At 57.6% G+C, this 20237-nt stretch carries 17 protein-coding genes and 1 pseudogene; 6 read left to right on the plus strand and 12 right to left on the minus strand.

Features of this window, described 5'->3' with window-relative positions:
• Positions 1 to 342 precede the first annotated feature (342 nt).
• Positions 343 to 1077 carry an outer membrane beta-barrel protein gene (locus tag ACVJGD_RS40385; protein WP_456640540.1) on the minus strand — a complete coding sequence of 245 codons (735 nt, stop codon included), beginning with the start codon at positions 1075 to 1077 and terminating at the stop codon, positions 343 to 345.
• A gap of 642 nt (positions 1078 to 1719) precedes the next feature.
• On the opposite strand from ACVJGD_RS40385, the gene metC reads away from it, so the two are divergent.
• Positions 1720 to 2943, plus strand: coding sequence for a cystathionine beta-lyase (gene metC / locus ACVJGD_RS40390; RefSeq protein WP_456639349.1), 1224 nt, complete (start codon positions 1720 to 1722; stop codon positions 2941 to 2943).
• 214 nt (positions 2944 to 3157) lie between these two features.
• Here the strand turns inward: metC and noeE are convergent, their stop codons facing one another.
• Positions 3158 to 4123, minus strand: coding sequence for a nodulation protein NoeE (noeE, locus tag ACVJGD_RS40395; protein WP_456639350.1), 966 nt, complete (start codon positions 4121 to 4123; stop codon positions 3158 to 3160).
• Between the two features lie 503 nt (positions 4124 to 4626).
• Between noeE and ACVJGD_RS40400 the strand changes: the two are divergent.
• From ACVJGD_RS40400 to ACVJGD_RS40420, 5 genes and pseudogenes are all read left to right on the plus strand, one after another.
• Positions 4627 to 5704, plus strand: a pseudogene (locus ACVJGD_RS40400) (transposase).
• A gap of 543 nt (positions 5705 to 6247) precedes the next feature.
• Positions 6248 to 6931 (plus strand): reverse transcriptase domain-containing protein, encoded by a 684-nt coding sequence (locus tag ACVJGD_RS40405; RefSeq protein ID WP_456639351.1) that lies wholly within the window; start codon positions 6248 to 6250, stop codon positions 6929 to 6931.
• A 121-nt stretch (positions 6932 to 7052) separates the two neighbouring features.
• On the plus strand, positions 7053 to 7391 hold the full coding sequence (locus tag ACVJGD_RS40410) for a ribbon-helix-helix protein, CopG family (RefSeq protein ID WP_456632515.1): 339 nt from the start codon (positions 7053 to 7055) through the stop codon (positions 7389 to 7391).
• Between the two features lie 143 nt (positions 7392 to 7534).
• The gene (locus ACVJGD_RS40415) at positions 7535 to 9304 is read left to right on the plus strand and encodes a recombinase family protein (RefSeq protein WP_456639352.1); all 1770 of its coding nucleotides are present in this window, start codon (positions 7535 to 7537) and stop codon (positions 9302 to 9304) included.
• The gene (locus tag ACVJGD_RS40420) at positions 9243 to 9851 is read left to right on the plus strand and encodes a reverse transcriptase domain-containing protein (RefSeq protein ID WP_456639353.1); all 609 of its coding nucleotides are present in this window, start codon (positions 9243 to 9245) and stop codon (positions 9849 to 9851) included. The genes ACVJGD_RS40415 and ACVJGD_RS40420 overlap by 62 nt, the downstream gene beginning before the upstream one ends.
• A gap of 834 nt (positions 9852 to 10685) precedes the next feature.
• Here ACVJGD_RS40420 and ACVJGD_RS40425 read toward each other — a convergent pair.
• From ACVJGD_RS40425 to ACVJGD_RS40470, 10 genes are all read right to left on the minus strand, one after another.
• The gene (locus ACVJGD_RS40425; RefSeq protein WP_456639354.1) at positions 10686 to 10886 is read right to left on the minus strand and encodes a hypothetical protein; all 201 of its coding nucleotides are present in this window, start codon (positions 10884 to 10886) and stop codon (positions 10686 to 10688) included.
• A gap of 422 nt (positions 10887 to 11308) precedes the next feature.
• Positions 11309 to 11533 carry a hypothetical protein gene (locus tag ACVJGD_RS40430; protein ID WP_456639355.1) on the minus strand — a complete coding sequence of 75 codons (225 nt, stop codon included), beginning with the start codon at positions 11531 to 11533 and terminating at the stop codon, positions 11309 to 11311.
• Positions 11534 to 11868: 335 nt separating this feature from the next.
• Complete coding sequence (locus tag ACVJGD_RS40435) at positions 11869 to 12195, minus strand: hypothetical protein (protein ID WP_456639356.1); 327 nt, start codon at positions 12193 to 12195, stop codon at positions 11869 to 11871.
• Between the two features lie 246 nt (positions 12196 to 12441).
• The gene (locus ACVJGD_RS40440; RefSeq protein ID WP_456639357.1) at positions 12442 to 13725 is read right to left on the minus strand and encodes a cystathionine gamma-synthase family protein; all 1284 of its coding nucleotides are present in this window, start codon (positions 13723 to 13725) and stop codon (positions 12442 to 12444) included.
• A gap of 129 nt (positions 13726 to 13854) precedes the next feature.
• Entirely contained in the window at positions 13855 to 14283 is a 429-nt protein-coding gene (locus tag ACVJGD_RS40445; RefSeq protein ID WP_456639358.1) for a hypothetical protein, read from the minus strand.
• A 227-nt stretch (positions 14284 to 14510) separates the two neighbouring features.
• A complete protein-coding gene (locus ACVJGD_RS40450; protein WP_456639359.1) occupies positions 14511 to 15539 on the minus strand; it encodes an LLM class flavin-dependent oxidoreductase in 1029 nt (342 codons plus the stop codon).
• Between the two features lie 302 nt (positions 15540 to 15841).
• Positions 15842 to 16960: a histidinol-phosphate transaminase gene (gene hisC, locus ACVJGD_RS40455; RefSeq protein ID WP_456639360.1), complete on the minus strand. Its 1119-nt coding sequence runs from the start codon at positions 16958 to 16960 to the stop codon at positions 15842 to 15844.
• A 462-nt stretch (positions 16961 to 17422) separates the two neighbouring features.
• Complete coding sequence (locus ACVJGD_RS40460; RefSeq protein ID WP_456639361.1) at positions 17423 to 18136, minus strand: MerR family transcriptional regulator; 714 nt, start codon at positions 18134 to 18136, stop codon at positions 17423 to 17425.
• A 137-nt stretch (positions 18137 to 18273) separates the two neighbouring features.
• Positions 18274 to 18486: a hypothetical protein gene (locus tag ACVJGD_RS40465; protein ID WP_456639362.1), complete on the minus strand. Its 213-nt coding sequence runs from the start codon at positions 18484 to 18486 to the stop codon at positions 18274 to 18276.
• Positions 18487 to 19232: 746 nt separating this feature from the next.
• Entirely contained in the window at positions 19233 to 20177 is a 945-nt protein-coding gene (locus tag ACVJGD_RS40470) for a LysR family transcriptional regulator (RefSeq protein WP_456639363.1), read from the minus strand.
• Positions 20178 to 20237 lie beyond the last annotated feature (60 nt).

A 20237-nucleotide genomic window follows, 5' to 3' on the forward strand; every position in this document is an offset into this window, starting at 1 on the left:
ACGTAGGTCTCGGCTCGAATATCCGCGGAAGCATGCGTTGCGCTTCTGAACCAGCTGGCCTTCCGACTGCGTAGGTACTCATCCTCTAACCTTGGAGCACCACTATGCGGGGCCGTGTAAGGTTCGCCAGCACCATTTAACTGTTGGAGTTTGGTGGTGAGCGCTTCGACCATGCTCAATCGATAGGGCTTCCAGGCAGAACGGCTTTGCGTAACGTCAAAGCCAACTTTTCCGCAAAAAATACAGAATATTGTTAGGTAGTCCTTGCGCGGCAGGTGAATAGCTCAAGAAAGAGCCCGGCCTGAGGGCCGGGCTCCCGATGGCCGCTCGAAGGCGAAGAGATTAGTACTTGAGAACCACCGGGCTGAACTTGTAATTCAGCCGCGCGGTCACGAGATCGAAATCCTGGCGGATGCGATCGGTCGCGACCGCACCAGCGGCCGTGGTGAAGCGCACGTCGCCGTCCTGCATGAATAGGTGGTCGTACTCAAAGCCAAGTGACCAATTCGGCGCGAATCCGACTTCGATGCCAGCGCCGACCGCACCGCCCCAGTGGGTGCTGTCGGTGCTCGTAAGTGTCGTGCCGAGAGTCGAGTCGATCTGATAGGTGTTGCTCGTCACCGCAACACCGCCCTTGGCGTAAAGCAGCACGTTGTTGACGGCGTAGCCGACCTGACCGGTGATCAGGCCGAATGCATCAGTCTTGGTGCGGTTGATATCGGCTGGGAAGACACGGCTGACGTTCGAGCCGCTGAAATCAGCCCAGTTGCCCTGGCCTTCTATGCCAACCACCACTCTGCCCATCTGCCAGCGATGCCCGATCTGACCACCGATCGTGCCGCTGCTCGCATTCTGGGAGCCCTCGGAGTTGACGCCTGCGAAATCCCAGGAGTTATGGCTCGAACCCCAGCCGCCGTTCATACCGATATAGAAACCGCTCCAGTCGTAGATCGCATTCGCAACCGGTGGCGGTGGCGCCTTGGTGTAGATGGGCTGCGCAGCGAGATCCACGGCCAATGCAGGCGCAGCCGCGCTGAGCGCGGCGATGCTTGCAGTCACAAGCAACAACTTCTTCATTTCCAGTTTCATTCCGTTTTTGAGTGCCCCAGCGCCTCGGCGTCTTAGCAGCGTGATCACGAATTGCTGTAACTGTCGGGCAACAGTCAGTTCGAAGAAATGGCTCGAACCTTACGCTGCGTTAGGTTGTAGGTTTGAGATCATGAGCAAACGATCTCAAACGTAAGTGTCGATGGCGTATCGGAACTGAGGGTGTGCGCGTCAACACCAACATCGGCGTGAAGCGTATTGGAATTGAGCCTGAGGATAGAGGTGCGCATGGGAACGGGCAGCAGTGCGGACGCTCTAGGTGCCCCAACAAATTGTCAGGTTCTAAACATGATGCGTTTGCTTTCCGACAAAAGCATGCATGATAAGACAAGCTAATTTGCGATTTCTCCAAAAGCCCCCAGCGCACGGCCCTGCGCTTATGGCCCTGCTCTTGCTAATAGCACTGCAGAAATGAGCTTTTGGGTGCGCCTTCACCGTTGATGGTGGCGAATGCGCGCGAGATCGTGCCGTAACTCAGAGGAGAGCGTTGGCTTCCGTAACGTAATGAAAGAGGCCGGTAACTGAGCCCTAGTGTCATGACGTCGCAATAGCGTTTTGCTTGAATCAGAGTGACTGGCGACTGGCAGCGGACGACAACCTGATAGAAGGGCGATGAAGTACGTGAACGACGGCGAACACCTGTCAAAGACCGAGACACAACTCGCTCATCTCGGCCGAGAGCCCGGTAAACATGGTGGAATGGTCAATGTGCCCATTTATCGGGGCTCTACAATCCTTTCGGAGACGTTGGAAGAATGGGAGTCGCGGAAACGCAATCCCATACATACTTATGGGCGATTCGGCTCGCCGCTGTCTCGCGCACTTGAGACGGCCGTTTGCGAATTGGAGGGCGGCTATCGTTCCATTCTATTCCCATCGGGCCTATCTGCCTGCACCCATTCGCTTCTCGGGGTCCTGAAGGCCGGCGACCATCTGTTGATCAGCGATAGCGTCTATCAGCCGATGAGAAGTTTCGCGGACCAGGTGCTCGCGAGGCTGCAGATCGAAGTGCAGTATTTCCGTCCGACGTTGGGTTCGGAGCTCGCGGCGAAGATCAAAGCAGACACCCGGGCCGTCTATCTGGAGTCGCCTGGCTCCATGACCTTTGAAGTCCAGGATGTCCCCGCACTGGCTGCCATCGCGCATCAGGCAGGTGCGCTCGTGCTCATGGATAACACTTGGGCGACGCCTCTTTATTTCAAGCCCTTTGAGCACGGTGTCGACATCTCGATCCATGCGGCGACGAAGTATATCGTTGGCCATTCTGATGCACTACTCGGCATTGCGACTGCGAATGAGGCCGCCTGGCCCGCGCTACAGTCGAGTGCTCATCATTTTGGAGAAACTGCTGGGCCAGATGATATGTATTTGGCCCTGCGGGGACTGCGTACGCTAGGAATCCGCCTGAAGCAGCATTGGCAAAATGGTCTCAAGCTGGCGCAGAGCCTGCAGACGCATCCGGCTGTTGACAAGGTGTTGCACCCAGCGCTTCCGAACGATCCTGGCCATGAAATTTGGAAGCGGGACTTTTTGGGCGCAAGCGGGCTATTCGGAGTCGTGCTGAAACCAATGTCGCGGCCTCAACTTTCGGTTCTCTTTAATAGGCTGCGGCTGTTTGGCATTGGCGTGTCCTGGGGCGGGTATGAAAGCCTCGCATTACTGGTCGATCCACCGAAACGAACGGAACCGGCGGTCGCTCTCGAGGGGCCACTAATTCGCATTCACGCCGGCATGGAGGGCGCGAGTGATCTGATCGGGGATATGCATCAGGCGCTGCAAGCGGCGTGCGAAGTCGCGGTTGGCGAGTGCGCTCGCCGGCAAGAGGGCGGGTTCTAGCCCTACAGCGCTCCGTACGTGGGCGTGCAGGTTACCCATATCAATTGTCAGCGTTAGCCGCCACCGAATTCGCCGACCGCAAATGTTTGACTCGGGTAGACGTTGCGCCTCCCAAACTATCGGGGCGCAGAAGCCGAGGAGGGGGTCCTTGTCGATGGCTTGCAAGAATTCTGTTTGGCCCAGTCCGCGTTGGCGGAGATGCCGAACGATGCTCTCACTTGGTGCGGCTCAAATCCAACCAGATTCGACATACCTCACGATACCGTTCGGTTACCGCCGGCCCCCTATCCACGATTCCGGCTTGCTGTGCGTGCCGAAACTCTTGCTCATAACCGAGCCCCACAAGAAGCTCGGCGCCGATTAGGTCGGTTACTGCTTGCATCTCTTCGGTGCTCAGTTCAGTTTGCCAAGTGTGGAGTGAACGGTCATCGACGGCCTTTCGGTCCAGAATCTTTCGATCCCCGAAGTTACTGGACCGGAGATAATCCGTTTGCGCCATCGTCGCCGATGCAATGCCCGCTGTATCGTAGCCGAGGCCAGTGATCACGCGCCGGATTTCCTCGTCGGGGCGCGCCACCAGGACTTCGTAATGCACCACTTGCGCCTGGCGGCGAGCGCGGTGCGCGGCGAGCGTAGGCATGCCGAGAACCAGATCGGCGAGAGAAGATGCGATGCTGGCCGGCAGGCTGCGCACGAGATCGACGAGAGAAGATACGCTGGGGGGCGGGCCGCTTTCTGAAAGGAGCGGGATGCCCCAGGTCGATTTCAATGATGCGGCAATAGCATAGGGGTTACGTAGTAGAAGGATCTGTGGCGCTTCTGGATAGAGCGTATCCAAAAAGTCGAGCACCATCCAATAGCGCGGAGTCTTGTCTATGAAGATGCGCTTGTCTGCTGCTGCCAAATACTGGCCGTAAGCCGCATCGGCAAAAGCGCGGCTGACGATAGTGCGATCTATTCGGCCCAAGAATTCGGAAATCGCGTCCTGAATCATTGATGCCCCGGCTGGGTGACGTTGGTCCACCCTGCCAAACGCCTCAAGTGCGAGCATTAACCAGGGCTCAGGCGGGGCCGCAATGTCCGGGTGTTGCTGGAGTAAATGCGCCAGCAGCGTCGTTCCCGAACGCGGAGCGCCGAGGAGAAAGCAGACAGCAGGCGAATGATTAACATCCCGGCTCATGATTCTATCCCCGTTATGCTGGATAAAACGTGCGGCCGCCCGAAATCCCCTTCATCCGGTTGAAAGACGTAACGGCGGCCGTGCTGTTTCCATGTAGGGCGTGACCGCTTGCGCAGCATCGTCATACAAGAAGGCATTCGCCAGCATTTTGAAATGCGATCCATTCGGCTGGCTCGACGTAGCGTTCTGCAATTGGAAGCTCCCGATTGCTCGCAAAGCTAAGGCGAATTCGAGGGCTGGCTCATTGTATGGAGATAAGCGGCCGACATAGAAAGCCATACGGAGGTTTATTGGTAATAAGCGCAGCTTGTCACATCGAGCCGGCGCGATGCTCCTTGCGCAGTCCGCCAAAGGCCGCAATGGACCTGCGCCTCGGTTGATCCCTGGCGTGCACCTGAGAATGGGGGATGTCCCGGGTTCTGTTGAATTTCTGAAGAGGTCGGCGTTGCCCACCTTGAGCCGGTAGGCTCGGGGTGCTGATTCCACAAAAGGAGAGCAACGCCATGACGAGAGATATCACACCGGCTGGTTCGCCGGCGACCTGGGCTGTGGACGAAGCGTTTGCAGACGTGCGGGCAAGCTTCGATCGGTTCTGCCTTGCGGCAGGGATCGAGGCGCTCGGCACGATGATGGAGGCGGATGTCACGGCGGCCTGCGGTCCGCGCCACGGTCGCGATGCGGCGCGGCGGGCGCACCGTTGGGGCCGAACGCGGGGACGGATCGGCTTCCACGGTGGCAAGATCGAGGTCGAGCGCCCGCGGGTCCGGGGCGTGGACGGCCGCGAGGTCACGATCCCGAGCTGGGAAACGGCGGCGCAGAAGGATTGGCTCGGTCGCTGGGCGATGAACCTGATGCTGATCAATGTGTCGACGCGCCGGTTCGGCCGCGCTGTCCGGTTGCCCGAGGGTGACGTGCCGGCACCGCCCGGATCGGGGGTTTCGAAGTCGGCGGCCTCGCAACGGTTCAGGCCCTGCTGGACAACCTGGTCTCGCGCGGGCTCGCCCCGACGACGCCAAGACTGTTCATCGTCGACGGTGCGAAGGCGTTGTCGAAGGCGATCCGCCGCACCTTCGGTTCGGCCGCTGCGATCCAGGGCTGCCAGATCCACAAGGCGCGCAACATCGTAGAACGCCTGCCGAAAGAGCATCATGCGGCCGCCCGTCGGGTGCTGCGCCAGGCCTGGGAGCTCGATGACGCCGACAAGGCTGAAAAATTGATCCGCAATCTTGCGCGTCGGCTCGACCAGCAATGGCCCGGCGTAGCGGCCAGCTTCTCGAAGGCCTCGACGAAATCCTGACTGTCGTCCGGTTGAAGCTGCCGAAGGAGCTTCGTCGATCGCTCGCCTGTACCAACATCGCCGAGAACATGATGGGCACCATTCGCCGCGTCACGCGCAACGTCAAACGCTGGCGGGATGCCGGCATGGCCTTGCGCTGGGTCGCGGCCGGCATGATCGAGGCCAACAAGGGCTTCCGACGATTGAAGGCGCATAAGCAATTGCCGGTTCTGCGTGCGGCCCGTCAAGCTCACTACGATCGCATGACGATCGAGCCCGTTGCCCACGTCACGAAGGCCGCGTAACATTGATTCCGGCAACGTCGGCCCGACGTAGTTCAACAGCGATCGGGAGTACGTCATGAAAGCTGATGCGCGCCTATGAGTGAGAGTCTCATCTGATCAAAGCCGTAGCAGGCAGATCAGGACCGAGTCTTGCGGGCGTCGCGGTAACGCGGCGTCTGAAGTGTAGACAGGGGCCATGTGGGGTGCGGGATTGAGCCACGAAATGCTGAATGTCACGGAGGCCGAGTGTGTTCCCGACCACGAAGGCAGAATGTGCGCCGTCGCTAAGCGAGACGGTGATGCTCCGTCGGGGTCGAAGGCCGGATCACGCATGGAAAGCACGCATCGGAACATGAGAGGCCCGACTGGGTCCACCGGAATGATCCCCGGTGGGGGATGGCGACAAGGCAACGCCGGAGCCGCCATCCGAGCTGAGGTCGGGAGTCGGACTGGTTTATATTACCGATGAAGCCATCGAAGGAAACGAGATGGGCTGAGGGAAGGAACCAGCTCGAGAGGAGCCCCAACGAGAGGGACAAGGACCGGACGCAGAGCCGGGGTGTCTTGCCGCCCAATCTCGCGAGGGTGAACGCGGCGGCCCGCAAGGCCGCCCATACCCAATTTACGGCCTTGCTGCATCATGTGAATGTCGAAGCGCTCGAACGAGCGTTCCGGCGGCAGAAGCGGCGGGCGAGCGCGGGGGTCGATGGGATCACGGTGACGGATTACGAACAGAACCTGGGGAGCAATCTCGAGGAGCTCTGTCAACGAATCCACACCAACCGATACCGGCCGCAGCCGGTCAGGCGTGTACATATCCCGAAGGCAGATGGTGGACGGCGTCCACTCGGCGTGCCGACGCTGGAAGACAAAATCGTTCAAGGCGCGGTTGCCGAGGTGCTGAGCAGCATCTACGAAGTCGACTTCATGGGGTTCTCTTACGGCTTTCGGCCGGGGCGCAACCCACATCAGGCTCTCTCAGCATTGCATACAGCGATCATGAGCCAGCACGTGAACTGGGTGCTCGATGCCGACATTCGCAGCTTCTACGACTCGATTGATCACGAGTGGCTGATGCGGATGGTGGCGCACAGGATTGCCGACCCTCGGATCCTCCGGCTCATTCGGATGTGGCTTGAGGCCGGTGTCCTTGAGAGCGGAGAATGGTACGAAACGGACAAGGGGACACCGCAAGGGGCAGGCATTACTCCCCTTACGCAAAAGGCAACTTCACCTTCGATCGGGTGATTTGTGGCTGGCGCAGAGGGCTAGCTGTGCTCGACCTGCGTCTTAAAAGGTAATATGCGTGCGGGGCTAGTAAACGAGTTGTTAACTATGGTTATGTCAAGAAGAAATACGTTTATGTCAGATGGCACGTTCAACGAAGACGCAGAAGGCCCTGAACTTGAACGCGGCGCACGGCCTGTTGTCGCGGGGAAGCAGCGTGGCAGAAGCGGCGACCATGTTGGCGCAGGAACGCGGCATCTCGCTGCGGCAAGCGTATCGATATCTGCAACGCGCGCGTGCGCTCCGACGTGCGATGCCGGTTGGAGAACCGTCGGTGCCAGCAACGTTCAAAATTCCCCGCGACGTGCTCGCGCAATTGCGTGCGTATTCCAGGCGCAGCGGTTTGCCGCTGAGCGTGATTGTCACCGAGGCGATCGAGAAGCGTTTGACCGCAACACGTCGGCGCGGAAGACATGGCTAAGCGCTCTGCAGAGCGTCCTGCCGTTTGTTTGGAATTTGCTTTCGATCGCCTGCTCCCCATCAAGTTACAACAAGCCTATGGGCTGCTGGTTGCGAACTGTGTTCGTCCCGTAGGGCAGGACTCCGAGAAGAGAGGAGACGGCCGTGAAGCCTGCAGCGATCTACGCCAGGGTCTCGTCGGACAAACAGAAGGAAGAACATACCATTGCGAGCCAAACGGAAGCTCTGCGCGGCTTCGCCCTACAGCAGGGCTTCAGCGTGCCCGATGAATGGGTGATCGAAGACGAGGGTTACAGCGGAGCTACGCTCGTTCGCCCGGGCCTGGAAAGGGCTCGCGATTTGGCGTCGGAGGGGCAGATCGATGCAGTCCTCGTTTATTCACCAGATCGACTGAGCCGAAAGTATGCATATCAGGTGCTTCTCATTGAAGAATTTGCACGACATAACGTCCAGACGGTGTTCATCAAAGCGCCCCAGACAGCTACAGCGGAAGATCAGCTGTTGTTGCAGTTCCAAGGCATGATCGCCGAGTATGAACGGGCGCAAATTCTGGAGCGGTCACGCCGGGGCAAAAGGCACCGTGCACTGCAGGGAGTTGTCAACGTTCTTTGCGGCGCTCCGTTTGGCTACCGCTATATCCGTAAGACTGAGCACGCACCCGCGTCTTACGCGATCATAGACGCTGAGGCGGCCGTGGTGCGCAAGGTCTATGAATACTACACCGTTGCGGGTTTGAGCATCGGCGCCATCACGCGTCTGTTGAACGAACAAGGCATTCCTACGCGCAAGCGTATCTCGCGTTGGGAGCGTTCGGTGGTTTGGGCGATGCTGCGCAATCCTGCGTACAAGGGAACGGCATGCTTCAACAAAACGAAGACGGCGAAACGACAACGCATCACGCGGCCAATCCGTCTGCGGGGCGGATTTGCCTCACGTGACAGCGCCCACCACGAGCGGCCACGAGAGGACTGGATCGAGATTCCGGTACCACCGATTGTCACCGAGGAAACCTTTGCACTGGCTTCGGAGCGGCTTAAGGCGAACAAAGACCGTGCGCCTCGCCGCACGATCACACCCAGCGTCGTGCAAGGCTTGGTGTCGTGCCGCAAATGCAGCTACGGTCTTTATCGCACTTCGACGCGGACAAGTGCGCGTATGATCCACTACTATCGTTGTCTTGGCTCCGACGCATGGCGCCGCCTTGGCGGGCCGGTGTGTGATAGTAAGCCGATACGACAAGATCTTCTTGACGAGGTGGTATGGCGTGAGATCCTCAAACTGCTGGAGAATCCACGCCTCATTCAAGAAGAACTGGAACGGCGATTGGCTGCGGCACGCACTGCCAGCCCCGTCAAACGCCGTGAAGAGCACTTGCAGCGGGAGTTGGCACGCGTACGAAAGAGCATGGAACGTTTGATGACCGCGTATCAGGAAGAACTGATATCGTTAGACGACCTCCGCCGTCGCATGCCCGAGCTTCGCAAACGTGATCAGGCAATCAGCGCCGAGCTAAATGCGCTTGAGACCCAACTTGCCGACCGCGCTGGATATCTGCGTCTAGCAAAAACCATGACAAGCTTCCTTGCACGACTACGCGAAACGGCAAAAACGCTGGAGGTCGCGGAGCGTCAGCGCATTGTGCGACTCCTGGTCAAGGAGATCCTGGTGGACGATGACACGATTGTCATCAGACACTCGATTCCAGCTCCAACCGAATCAACTGACGGCAGTGGGCCGCCCTCGCGCTCCAAAGGTCACCAACCGCTAGGCGACGCAAGTTACCTTTTGCGTAAGGGGAGTAATCAGCCCGTGCCTCGCCAACATCGTCTTGCATTACGCCCTCGATCTCTGGGTGCATCAATGGCGCCGTCGGCACGCGCGCGGTCGGGTATCGATCGTGAGGTATGCCGATGACTTCGTGATGGGCTTCGAACGGCTGGCAGATGCCCGACGGATGATGGCTGACCTCAAGGAGCGACTGGCGCGCTTTGGCTTGGCACTCCACGAGGACAAGACGCGTCTCATTGAGTTCGGCCGCTTACCGGCCATGGCTCGACGGCAACGCGGCGCGCGGCGACCAGATACATTCGCCTTCCTCGGCCTCACCCACTACTGTGGATGGACCAGGGACGGCAGATTTATCGTAAAACGCAAAACGCAGAGCAAGCGCATGACGCGAAAGTTGAAGGCGTTGCGGCAGGAAGCGTGGCAGATCATGCATGCCCCGATGGCGACACAGCACCGCTGGTACTCCAGCGTGCTGCGTGGCCACTACGGCTACTATGGTGTCCCACACAACTGGCGCTCTCTCAACGGATTCCTGCAGGAGGTCCGGCGCATCTGGCTCACTTGCCTCAGACGGCGCAGCCAGAAGAACCGGAACAAGGGCCGGGATTGGTTTGAGACTGTGGAAGCGCGTTTTCCCTTGCCCCGGCCACGTATCATTCACTCATGGGCGTAGGAGCAAACCGATGCTGGTGACTCTCGAGAAGAGCCGGGTGCGGGAAATCTGCATGCCCGGATCTGTGAGGGCGAAGCCGAATGGCTTAGCTACTCGACCATCCCCTGAGAATGCTTCTCACCAGGACAAAGATCTATGGCCATCCCGTTATGCCTGAATCAAATTGTCCAACCGAGTCTTAGCTATCCGTCATTCCTAGGATTGGCAAAATCGATTGTTTTGATGGAACGCATCCACATTCTGGATAAGTCGGGATCGTGCCTTCGGTGACCCTAATGTAAATCTCCTCGTCGCGATCGAGGCTCTCTAATGGTCAAAGGCAGGCTCACCGCAGTGTTGCCAATGGTTCAGCTGCACCCCGGGTCGGCGCAATCTTCGGCCAGCAGAACGTTGTCTCCTCAAGCGTCTTGGTGAACCAACACACCGCTGCCTTCCCACAAAACCGCCTTGATCCGATCCGCTTATTTCGAACGAGCACGTCCGGCGCGCTGATGATTGGGGTGGCCCGACCAACTTGCACCAGCGCCATGGCGGTCAGTCAAACTCCTATTAGGGGCAGGTGCTCCACTACCGAATGGAGAAATTGTTTCGAAAGCGGAAGTGGTCAGGCAAATCAGAACGAGCTTTGATCTTTTCGACATGATCCTGAACAGTTCCGCAGTGAATACGATATCACCTGCTGAACATAGGCAGCTTTATCGACAAAGGATTAGCGCGAATCGTCATTTCGAGCTCGAAGGAGCGTCCGGTCTGCAGACTAAGTGACGTGATTTTCCTCGCTCTCGCGCGATGGTCGCCAAGCAGGATGGTGCGAGCGGTAGGACCACTTGGCATCTAGACAATCTCGACGCTGTGCTTTGCGCCCGGTTTTTCCGTCTCAGCGGCGGTGTGTCGGTCGCGCGCCGCCTTGGCCTCGATCAACTCGTTAAGTTTGCTATGATACGCTTCCTGCAGCTTGGCAAGCGCACTGCTCTTACGAGCATATACCGCCTCCATCTGTCGAAGCTCCACCTCAATTTGTGAAATCTTTTCCATGATTTGCCTTACTGTCTCAGGTTGATGCACGGCTATGCCGTGCAAATCGTGCTATTTACCCTATAATCGACCGCTGCGTTTCTCGGCACATAGCTTGCTCCGTCCGATTGCGAGAGAGCGCCGCCTCGGGGCTGATGTGATTGATCTCCGCGAACCGCCGAATACCGATATCGTTCTCGTCGACAATAGCGGCCCTTTAATCCAGTTCGCAAGCAGACAGTATTTGCAGCAATGCTAGCTCGGCCACCACGATATCGACTTTCGCACGATGTCCTCCATCCGCCCAGTGTTGTGGCTACCCGCGTCATGACATACCCACTTGCGTGATGATCCGCAGCGTAAACTCGGTCCGGTTGCGAATCTCGGTCAGCAAGTCGGGATTCGCGTTATTTCGGCGCGAGAGTATGCGAAGCGCTTCTCCGCTATAAGGGCCTAGGCATTCGAAACGGCCGCAGGGATGCGCTTTCGCGTTGCGCCTCCTGCTTCGCGATATGGTCGAGAATTCTGGCCTTCGCGAGAACAAGATCCTCATCGAGCAGTGCATGCAGCGTGGCACGGACGCAAGGAGAAATAGAGTTGTCAGTGTCGATCATGTCCCGAAGGTTCTGATACAAACGATCGATTCTCGCGATCGGATCGCCTGCCATGATTATTCGCCGCTCAGACACCGTCTATCGTCCTCCTCGTTGTCAGTAGTGGTTGCGCTTGGCATCCCTGCGTCTCGCTCCGGGCCTTCTTCGGCAAGCCGAACGAGATCGCGTAAAACGTCTGTTCAGCGCTCGAACGCTATCGCGGTGCGCTTCGACATAACCCTCGATCCCCCTTCTATTATCGACGGAATGACCAGATGGCCTACCACGCCCAAATACTCAAACGATGCGATGTTGTGAGCCTCACGCGCGATTTGATGTTGTGTAGTGCCAAACTCTGCAATGTATGTGGGAGTTCCGAATCGAGCTCTGGTAGATAGACCACACGACTGTTAGTGGTGCAGCTGCGTCCAAATGAGCTTGCGAATTTCCCGCTCTGCCAGCGCGAAGTTGCTGAGGTTGAAATGAGTGCGCCGATACGCAGCAACGCGTTCCGCTCGCGATCCCATGACGCCGGATCTCTCGCGCTTATACATCTCGTCGCGTGCTTGGCCGAGGGCCTCGCGTACGGCCTGTCGGATTTCCCCTTTGATTTGAGGAGTTGTGTTCGCCGTGGGCTCAAAACTAGTTAAGAGTTGCAGTGCGCGGGTCTTGATCTCCTCGAAATACGGACTAACGCGCACTGACGGGTTCTCCTCTGGTGAATGATAAGACTGCATATATGCGTTTCGATAGTGCGGCTAATGGCATCGCTATGGCGATGAGACCTTTTGTGATGAAAAGACAGTCGCAATGTTAGCTTACCCATCGCACATTCCGCTGATCGCATCCTACAGTTTCTCGGAGGTCGCCAAGGCAATTGCGGACCGATGTCCGCTCGACTTGGCAACAGGTCGGTCCATCCGAACCGCATCGATGGCCCTGGCGGCGTTTGCCTCGAGGCCATTGCAGCTGCAGGCGTGCAGCTATGCCTCGTTTAACGCTTGCCCGATATCTGCAATCAAATCGGACGGATGTTCGATGCCAATCGACAATCGGATGGTGGCGTCGAGGACACCGATTTCTTGACGGATGTCGGCCGGAACCCCGGAGTGGGTCATGCGCGCAGGCAGGCTGGCAAGCGACTCGGTGCCGCCCAGGCTCACCGCCAGTTTGAAGATCTGCAGCGCGTTCAGGAATTTGAATGCAGCGGCCTGTCCCCCAACGATATCGAACGAGAACGTTGATCCCGCGCCGAGGCATTGCCGCGCGAACAGACGGCCCGCCGGGGAGATGCCTTCGTGGTGGCCGAGATAATGGACCTTCTCCACTTTGGCGTGATCACGCAGGTAGTTCGCCACCAGCCGCGCGTTTCTGTCGGCCCTTTCCATACGCAGGCTCAGTGTTTCGAGTGATCGGCTGATCATCCAGCAGGAATGCGGGTCGAGTTGGGTGCCGATGGCGCCTCGCAGCGCCTTGACCTCTTTCATGAAAGCTCTTGAGCCGAGCACAGCGCCGGCGATCAGGTCGGAATGACCGCCGACATATTTCGTCAGCGAGTACAACGAAAGATCCGCGCCATGTTCGATCGGCCGCTGGAACAGCGGTCCGAGCAACGTGTTGTCGCATGCGACGATCGGCGTGTAGCCCTGGGCCTGGCCGATCATATCGGCGATGCTGCGGATCATCGCGATATCGACCAGGCTGTTGGTGGGATTGGCCGGGCTTTCAATGAAAATCATCGCAACCCGGCCCTTGCGCATGGCGTCCTCCGCCGCCATCGTGACCGCGTCTTCGTCTATGCCGTCGGCGAAACCCACGGCGCCGATGGAAAGACCGGCAAGCGTCTTGGCGAACAGGGTTTCGGTCCCGCCATAGAGCGGTTGGGAGTGCAGAATAACGTCACCCGGACGTGTGAACGTCAGGATTGTGGTTGCAATCGCTGCCATGCCGGATGAGAACAGTCCGCAAGTTTCTGCGCGCTCGTAGACGGAGAGCCTGTCCTCGACGATCTCGCTATTGGGATGATTGAACCGCGAATAGACCAGGCCAGCGCCAACACCCTCGGCAGGCTCGCGGCGGCCTGAAACGAAATCGAAGAAGTCCCTTCCGTCTTCGGCGGTCCTGAACACAAAGGTCGAGGTCAGGAAGACCGGTGGCTTGATGGCTCCTTCTGACAATTGCGGATCGTAGCCGTAACTTAGCATCTGCGTTTCCGGATGCAGAATATGATTGCCGATATGGGTCTTCGACGAGAAATATTTCACCATGACCTGGCTCGCTTCTAGACTCGGATGTCTGCCCTGCGCTGGCAGTGTTCCGCTATGGTGGGGCGAACCCGCAACGACTCGTTGTCGCGCGATACGCCACAACACCGTCAGCAGATGCTCTCTAACAGATCACGGCTGTTTCACCAGACTCCACTTCTTGATCACCGCCTCACTCATCTGCCCAGCCTCTTCCGCGCAGGCTATTTCCTCAACCTTTACCGAGATCCTCTTGCCAACCCGTGCCCGCAGCTGATTGGCGTGCTCCTCGCCGGTTGTAAGGAGCTCAAACGTCACAGGTCCAATTTCGAGGTTGCACAGCGCGTCCGGCTCGGGCAACCGGCGCGGCACGGTGATGATTTGGTAGGTCGTGACCTTCTTGTAGTTTTTGGCATCGCGCCCGCGTAACGCGTTAAGCTCGCCTGACAACACGTCGCCCGGATTGATCGGCCTGTTCAGCTCCGCATGCGCAGGTTCCTGCGCCCAAGCGGCGGCTCCAGGAAAGCTCGCCAACAGAATGGATGCAAGGGACAAGCTCATAGCGAATAGGTCTTTTGTCATTCGTGAGTCTTTCGTAGGTGTGGTTAAAGAGGCCTGCGTCGCCCGATCGCACCAGACGGCGTACCCTCGTCGAGCAATGGCCGGTGTGCCGAGCGAACAGATTTGCGGATCGCGAGCGCATGCTGGGCGCTCCCGTTGACTTAAGTCAGTGCCTGCCGACTGTAAGGAGAAGGTCAGGGAGCGCTGCCACAGCGATGGACCTCCCAAGTCGACAAGTCGAACCAGTGTCAGCCAAATCCAGCCATGATTTCGGATTGGATTGCGGCCGCGGTATATAGGGAGGCATCTACTGGCAGATTACCAAAGGCGAGTTGACAAAGAAGATAGTTCGCACCCGCCTCTTCCAGCTGATTAAGAAGAATTCGTCGCGCAGAAGCTGGAGTTCCGACCACACACAGTTCACTCTCGATCGCTGCATCAAACGTCAGCGGGAGGGTTGGTGGAGTTGGAATGGCATTGAGCTCGTAAAGGAATTTGAAGCTTTGGAGCCATCGTTCGTAAGCAGGTGCCGCGAGCGAATAGGCATCCGTATCAGAATGTGCGATCACGACCATGCGGACCAATCCAAGAAATGGCGCTTGGTCGTCGACGTCAGGGTTGGGCTTTCGATGTGCGCGGAAGGCGTCCGTAACTTTGCGGACAGCCGCGGAAGGGCCTACGGACGCAAGATTTGCGCCATTAGCCGCTGCCCAACACGCGGACTCGGGGCGATTGGTGGCAATCCATGTCGGCGGATATGGGCGCTGATGAGGTGCTAGCGTCAACGGGACGCCGTTTAGCTCAAAATGGTGGCCTTGGTGGGATAGCGTGCCGCCTTTCAGCGCCCTCGTAAGGATCTCGCTCGCCTCCTCGAAACGGCCTGACGCCACGTCCGCAGTAATCCCAAAGTAACCCCATTCGATCGGAAGAGAGCCGCGCCCGATGCCAAGTTCGAGCCGACCGCCGCTCAAATGGTCGAGCATACAGATCTCCTCGAACGCGCGCAGCGGATGATAGAGGTTAAGCAGCATCACCAATGGGCCAACACGAAGTTGCCGGGTGCGCTGCACGACGCTCGACAAGAATAAGTTCGGCGATGGTCCTCTCCCATGCGGCGTACAGTGGTGCTCTGCCAGATGATATGCATAGAAGCCAAGGCGATCGTATGCCTCGGCCAGCATAAGGCGATCGGCGTATTGTCGCCCGATATCCCTGCCGTCCTCGTCCAGGTGATCGAAGATTCCGCAGGTTAGTTTCGAAGGAAAGACATCTTTCACTCGAGTGTCTCCAAGTGCAAGTGTGAAGGCGAGAGGTCCGCTCGTGTCCCGCCGCCCGGGCGGTCATGAACGCGAATATGTTTTGTATGGCCGAACATTGGTTCTCCTCTGTTGTGTTCTTCGCACGTTCACGATGCTACTGATCGCGAGGTGAGTGTCTCCGCTTCGACGCCGACACCTTGTGTTGGCAAGAAGGAGATCGATCCGTTGTCACTGCTCGCCAGCACAACAGATCTTTGCCGTTGACACCAGCCGCTCTCATCTTTCTCTGTACGATCGCCAGAATTGCGCAAAAGCAGACACTAACGCTGCGCAGCGAGCCGTCTTCGTGCGTCTGATTTTTCAGATATGTCAGTGACCGCCGCGAGAAACGCATCCATTTGGGTTGTTGTGCCGATGCTGACGCGGATGCAGCTTTCAAGACCTTTATCGGGAAAGCAGGCAACAAGCATCTTTTGCTCTTCCAAGGCGGCCTGCCACCATCTTCCATCTTGTCCCGCCGGCACACGCGCTAGCAGAAAGTTGGTCTGGGAGGGCGTTACAGAAAAACCAAGTTGCGTCAGTGCGGTCGCAACTCGCTGTCTTTCGTGCCTGATGTGTCTATGGTTCTCTTCGTAAGCGTCGCGATGCGCAAGAACGCTGATGCCAACCGCGTGGCCGATCACATTCATGTTGAAGACGTTCTGGATATTTCGAAGCCTCCCAATAAGCTCGGGATGGCCGAACCCGAAGCCTATGCGAAGACCAGCTGCAGCGTAGCTTTTCGAAAGTGTTCTTAGGATCAGGAGATTCGAATAGCGACTGACGAGACGTAGGCCGTTGTCGGGTGCAAAGTCGACATATGCCTCATCCAGAACGATTAAGCGGTCCGATTCTGCCAGGAGGCATTCGATCTCGGCGACAGGAACGAAGGTTCCGGTCGGATTGTTCGGATTAGCTAACAGAATGAACTTGGCATCTTTTGCCGGACCGAAGACCAGTTGTTCAATTGGCAAGGACTGAGGGTCTTGAGATCCGATTTCAATAAAGTGGGCGCCCTGCAACATGGCAAGTTTGCGGTTGAATGAGAAGCCTGGCGACATCATTGCCACCCTGTCGCCCGGGGCAAGGAAGGCTCTGTAGATCAGCCCGAGAAGTTCAGACGATCCATTGCCGGCGATCACATGATCCGTCGCAACGCCGTAAGCATTGGCAGCCGCTTCCCTCAAGCTGAGGTTGTCATCTTCTGGATAGAGGTGCTGCCGCTCAAGCGCAGCAACTGCGCCTTGCATTACGATGGCTGGCAACGGAAATGGATTCTCATTCGTGTTTAGCTTCACGTAACTCGCGTCCGGAGCTGGCCGGCCGGCCGGCAGAGCATCCAATTGACCCGCGACCGGAGAGAGAGAAGAGAGCACACTTCGCAATTTTGTATCCGACATAGTTTCCTCCCTTTGATCCGCCAAAGGTAGTTGCAGTTCTCACCGTGCGAGCCCGTTAGGCGGGCAACTGGTTCTGCCGTTCCTGACCATGCGAAGGCGTCGCTTAGTTATGAAATAGCGCAAGCCGTGAATGCTTGGAGGTGGCCTACAAGGCGCAGCTGGCCGAGCGATCCGGCGATCCACAGTTGCCCCCGGGTCGTGATGCCGGAGACTGTGGCTACCGAGTCGGATCGTACAATTTGACGCTACGTACGATTCAAGCCCCTCGAAGGGCACGTCCCGCGAATGTGTCCAAAATCTTGGCTCGAAGAAGTAGCGGTGATACAAGAACAGGAAGAGAACTGCGATTCCTCAAGCCATCAGGTGCGAAGCACTGCTGCGGTTAGCTGGCGCTGAGAGTCGCATTCATTCTCATCTGGATGAAGATCAGCGCCAGCGGTGCACGCAGTATCCACGGAAGCTTCAGCGTGACTCATCCTGCAAGGCGGCAAGTGCGAGGTCTAGATACTGCATTAGGCTGCGATCCCAGCCAGCCAGATTGCGTGGCGCGCTCAATCGCGCAAGAACCTTCAACATCGTTGAAACGGTCGGATCAACACCAGCGATTTCAGTAATAAGCGAAAGCGCTTGACGCGCAACAGCATTTGCCCGTTCGCTGTAAGGAGGCTCGCCCCGATCCACACAATCGCGCAGCTCGTCGCGAATCGTCCGCCACCGCTCCTCCCGATCTGCGCTTAGAACGCATGTGCATGGTAGCACCTGGGCGGGTCTCTCAACTCGCGACATTGCATCTAAAGTGGCCGGCAGCTCGTCCACGCTGACTTGCACTTCACCGTGCGTCGTCATGTTGCGCAGACGATCTCGTAACAGCGTCGTACGCGCAACTTGAAGTTCAATCCGCTCCAAATGACTCCGCAATAGGTCAGTCAGCGAAGTTCTGCCCTCAATCGCTCTGCGGATATCGTGAAGGGAGAAGCCAAGCTCACGTAGCGCTCGGATTTGATAGACTCGATTGAGGCTTTCGCCGTCATATATTCGGTGACCGCCGTCCGTGCGCTCAGACGCAATCAGTAAACCCGTATGCTCGTAGTGATGCAGAGTGCGTACCGTTACACCGGTCGCCTCTGCAAGTTCGCCAATGCGCCATCGACGCCTTCGTGGTGTAGGTTTGATCATGTGTCCCAATTGCAAGCCTACAACCTGACGTCGGGTAAGATTCAAGCTATTTCAATGATCTAGCTGAATCTTCTTTGATTCTGGAGCGAGGAAGATGGCTCTTCCAGCAAGGTGGCTCTCCTCAGAGCGCCGCTTCGTCAAGCGGCAGAGGCAATGGCGTCCATCAAATTGATCAGGGACGCCAACTCGGCCTCGCCCCCAGCTGCCCGTTCCAGAACAAGCTTAGCAATTGCCGTTCGGTTTTCAGGACTTCGCATGGATGGTGGTAACGCGGCGATTGCTTCATCAAACATCTTTCCCAACACCGAGAGGTCTTCCGAATCGTAGACACCACTGCATTGCTGCAACATTCGCTTCCTCGTTTATGGTTGCGCTATAGGCGCACGTGGCCAAGGTGTTTGGCTGCGGTAGGGCCAAAAGGAGTCAGACTGGCGGCGCGAAGCGACGAGGATGCGGTGCAAGTGCAACTGATGCCCTTGTACAACACAGCCACGATTTGTCTTGCCCCAGGCCACGCGGGCGATATCGGACCAACTTTCTCTGAGCAACGTGGGCGTCGATGTGCAGTCTGATAGGGTGCCGAGCCCAACACGGTTTCGGCACATACTGAGCACCACGCTGACTCCGAGACGTGGCCGGGAGGGATGCCGGTCACGAATGCCGATCAGCAGCAACGCTGAGCGAGGAATGCGAAATAACAGGTTTCCAGTGATTCTATTTAGTCTATCGGAAAGCGGTAGCTGCTCCTGGATTGCGTTTCTACATTTGTCGGACCACGGTAGATAAGACATGGCGAAGGGGTAGGCGATCGGGCAGCGAGGGCAGTGTCCGACATGCTCGCGTTCTCTTTCCTGCTACACATATTCAGTCAAACGGGCAACGCCCTCCGAAATAATACCAGTGCACTGAGCGCAGCCGGGCCATTCGCTGGTCCTGTTGTGCCTCGCCGCTGTCCTTGATGAGAGGGCGAACGTGCACGTCCGACTTGTGGCACGCCTTACGAATCCGCGATGACTTGGATGAGCGCCATTTCGAAGGATCCGGGGCGTATCCGGATCGATGCGAAGTGCCGGTGCTGAGGTTCTTTGAATGGATTCTAAGATCGTTTGGACCTTTGCGTGGTCTCACGCGGAGGGGCCATGCGGGACGCCTCTTGCAATAATATCTCCCGCATCCAGATGCTTGCCGGATCACTATTGTGGAAGGCGGGCCACTGGACCGCTTCGGTAAATGCGGGAAGTGACCGCGGAAGTTCGACGATCCGCAGGGGCGTCGTTTGTTCGAAATGCTTAACCAGCCTTAAGGGCATCGTCCCTATACGGCCAGTGTCCAATAGTAGAGGCGGGATCATGCTAAAACCCTGTACGACGACCTCAACGCGTCGCTTGAGACCGTGCTCGAGTAAGAACCATTCCTCGATGGAGGGCTTTCGCGTACATCGAGACTTGACCGCAACGTGCCCCATCGACAGGTATCTCTCGAACGTGAGCTGCTGCGATAGCTGCCTGTTCGCGGGGCATCCGACGCATACGAATCTCTCCTCGAACAGTATCGCTTTAGGATGCGCGCTCGACATGAACAAGTCCGGAAGGATAAGGAAATCGACTTCACCGCGGCGGAGAAGTTCATCGGGCTCATCGGCGAGTGGCAGCAACTCGAAGCGGACCGTGGGAGCTTCTCGTGCGATGCGTTCCACGATTCGTCGAAAAAAGACAACCGTCATGAAATCGGAAAGGATGATCCGGAAGCGGCGATTCGATTGGGCCGGGTTGAATGAGTCCTGGGAAATGATGGAGAGCTGGATGTGTAGTAGGCTCTCGCGAATTGGGGGGGCGAGCCCTTCCGCGCGCGGTGTTGGAACAAGTTCCCGGCCTCTCATCGTAAATAGCTCATCGTGGAAGTAGGCGCGCAGTCGGGCGACGGCCGCGCTCATGGCCGGCTGGCTCAGGTTGATGCTGCGTGCCGCCGCGGTGAGGTTCCGCTCCGTCATCAGAGCGTCGAGCGCAACAAGGAGATTTAGATCAAGGCCCTTGAAACGCATGTCTTCTTACTCCCGTCGAAAGCCTTTGCGTATACATTGAGCATCAAAGGTTAGCTCCGC

This window comes from Bradyrhizobium sp. USDA 10063 (assembly GCF_054063735.1).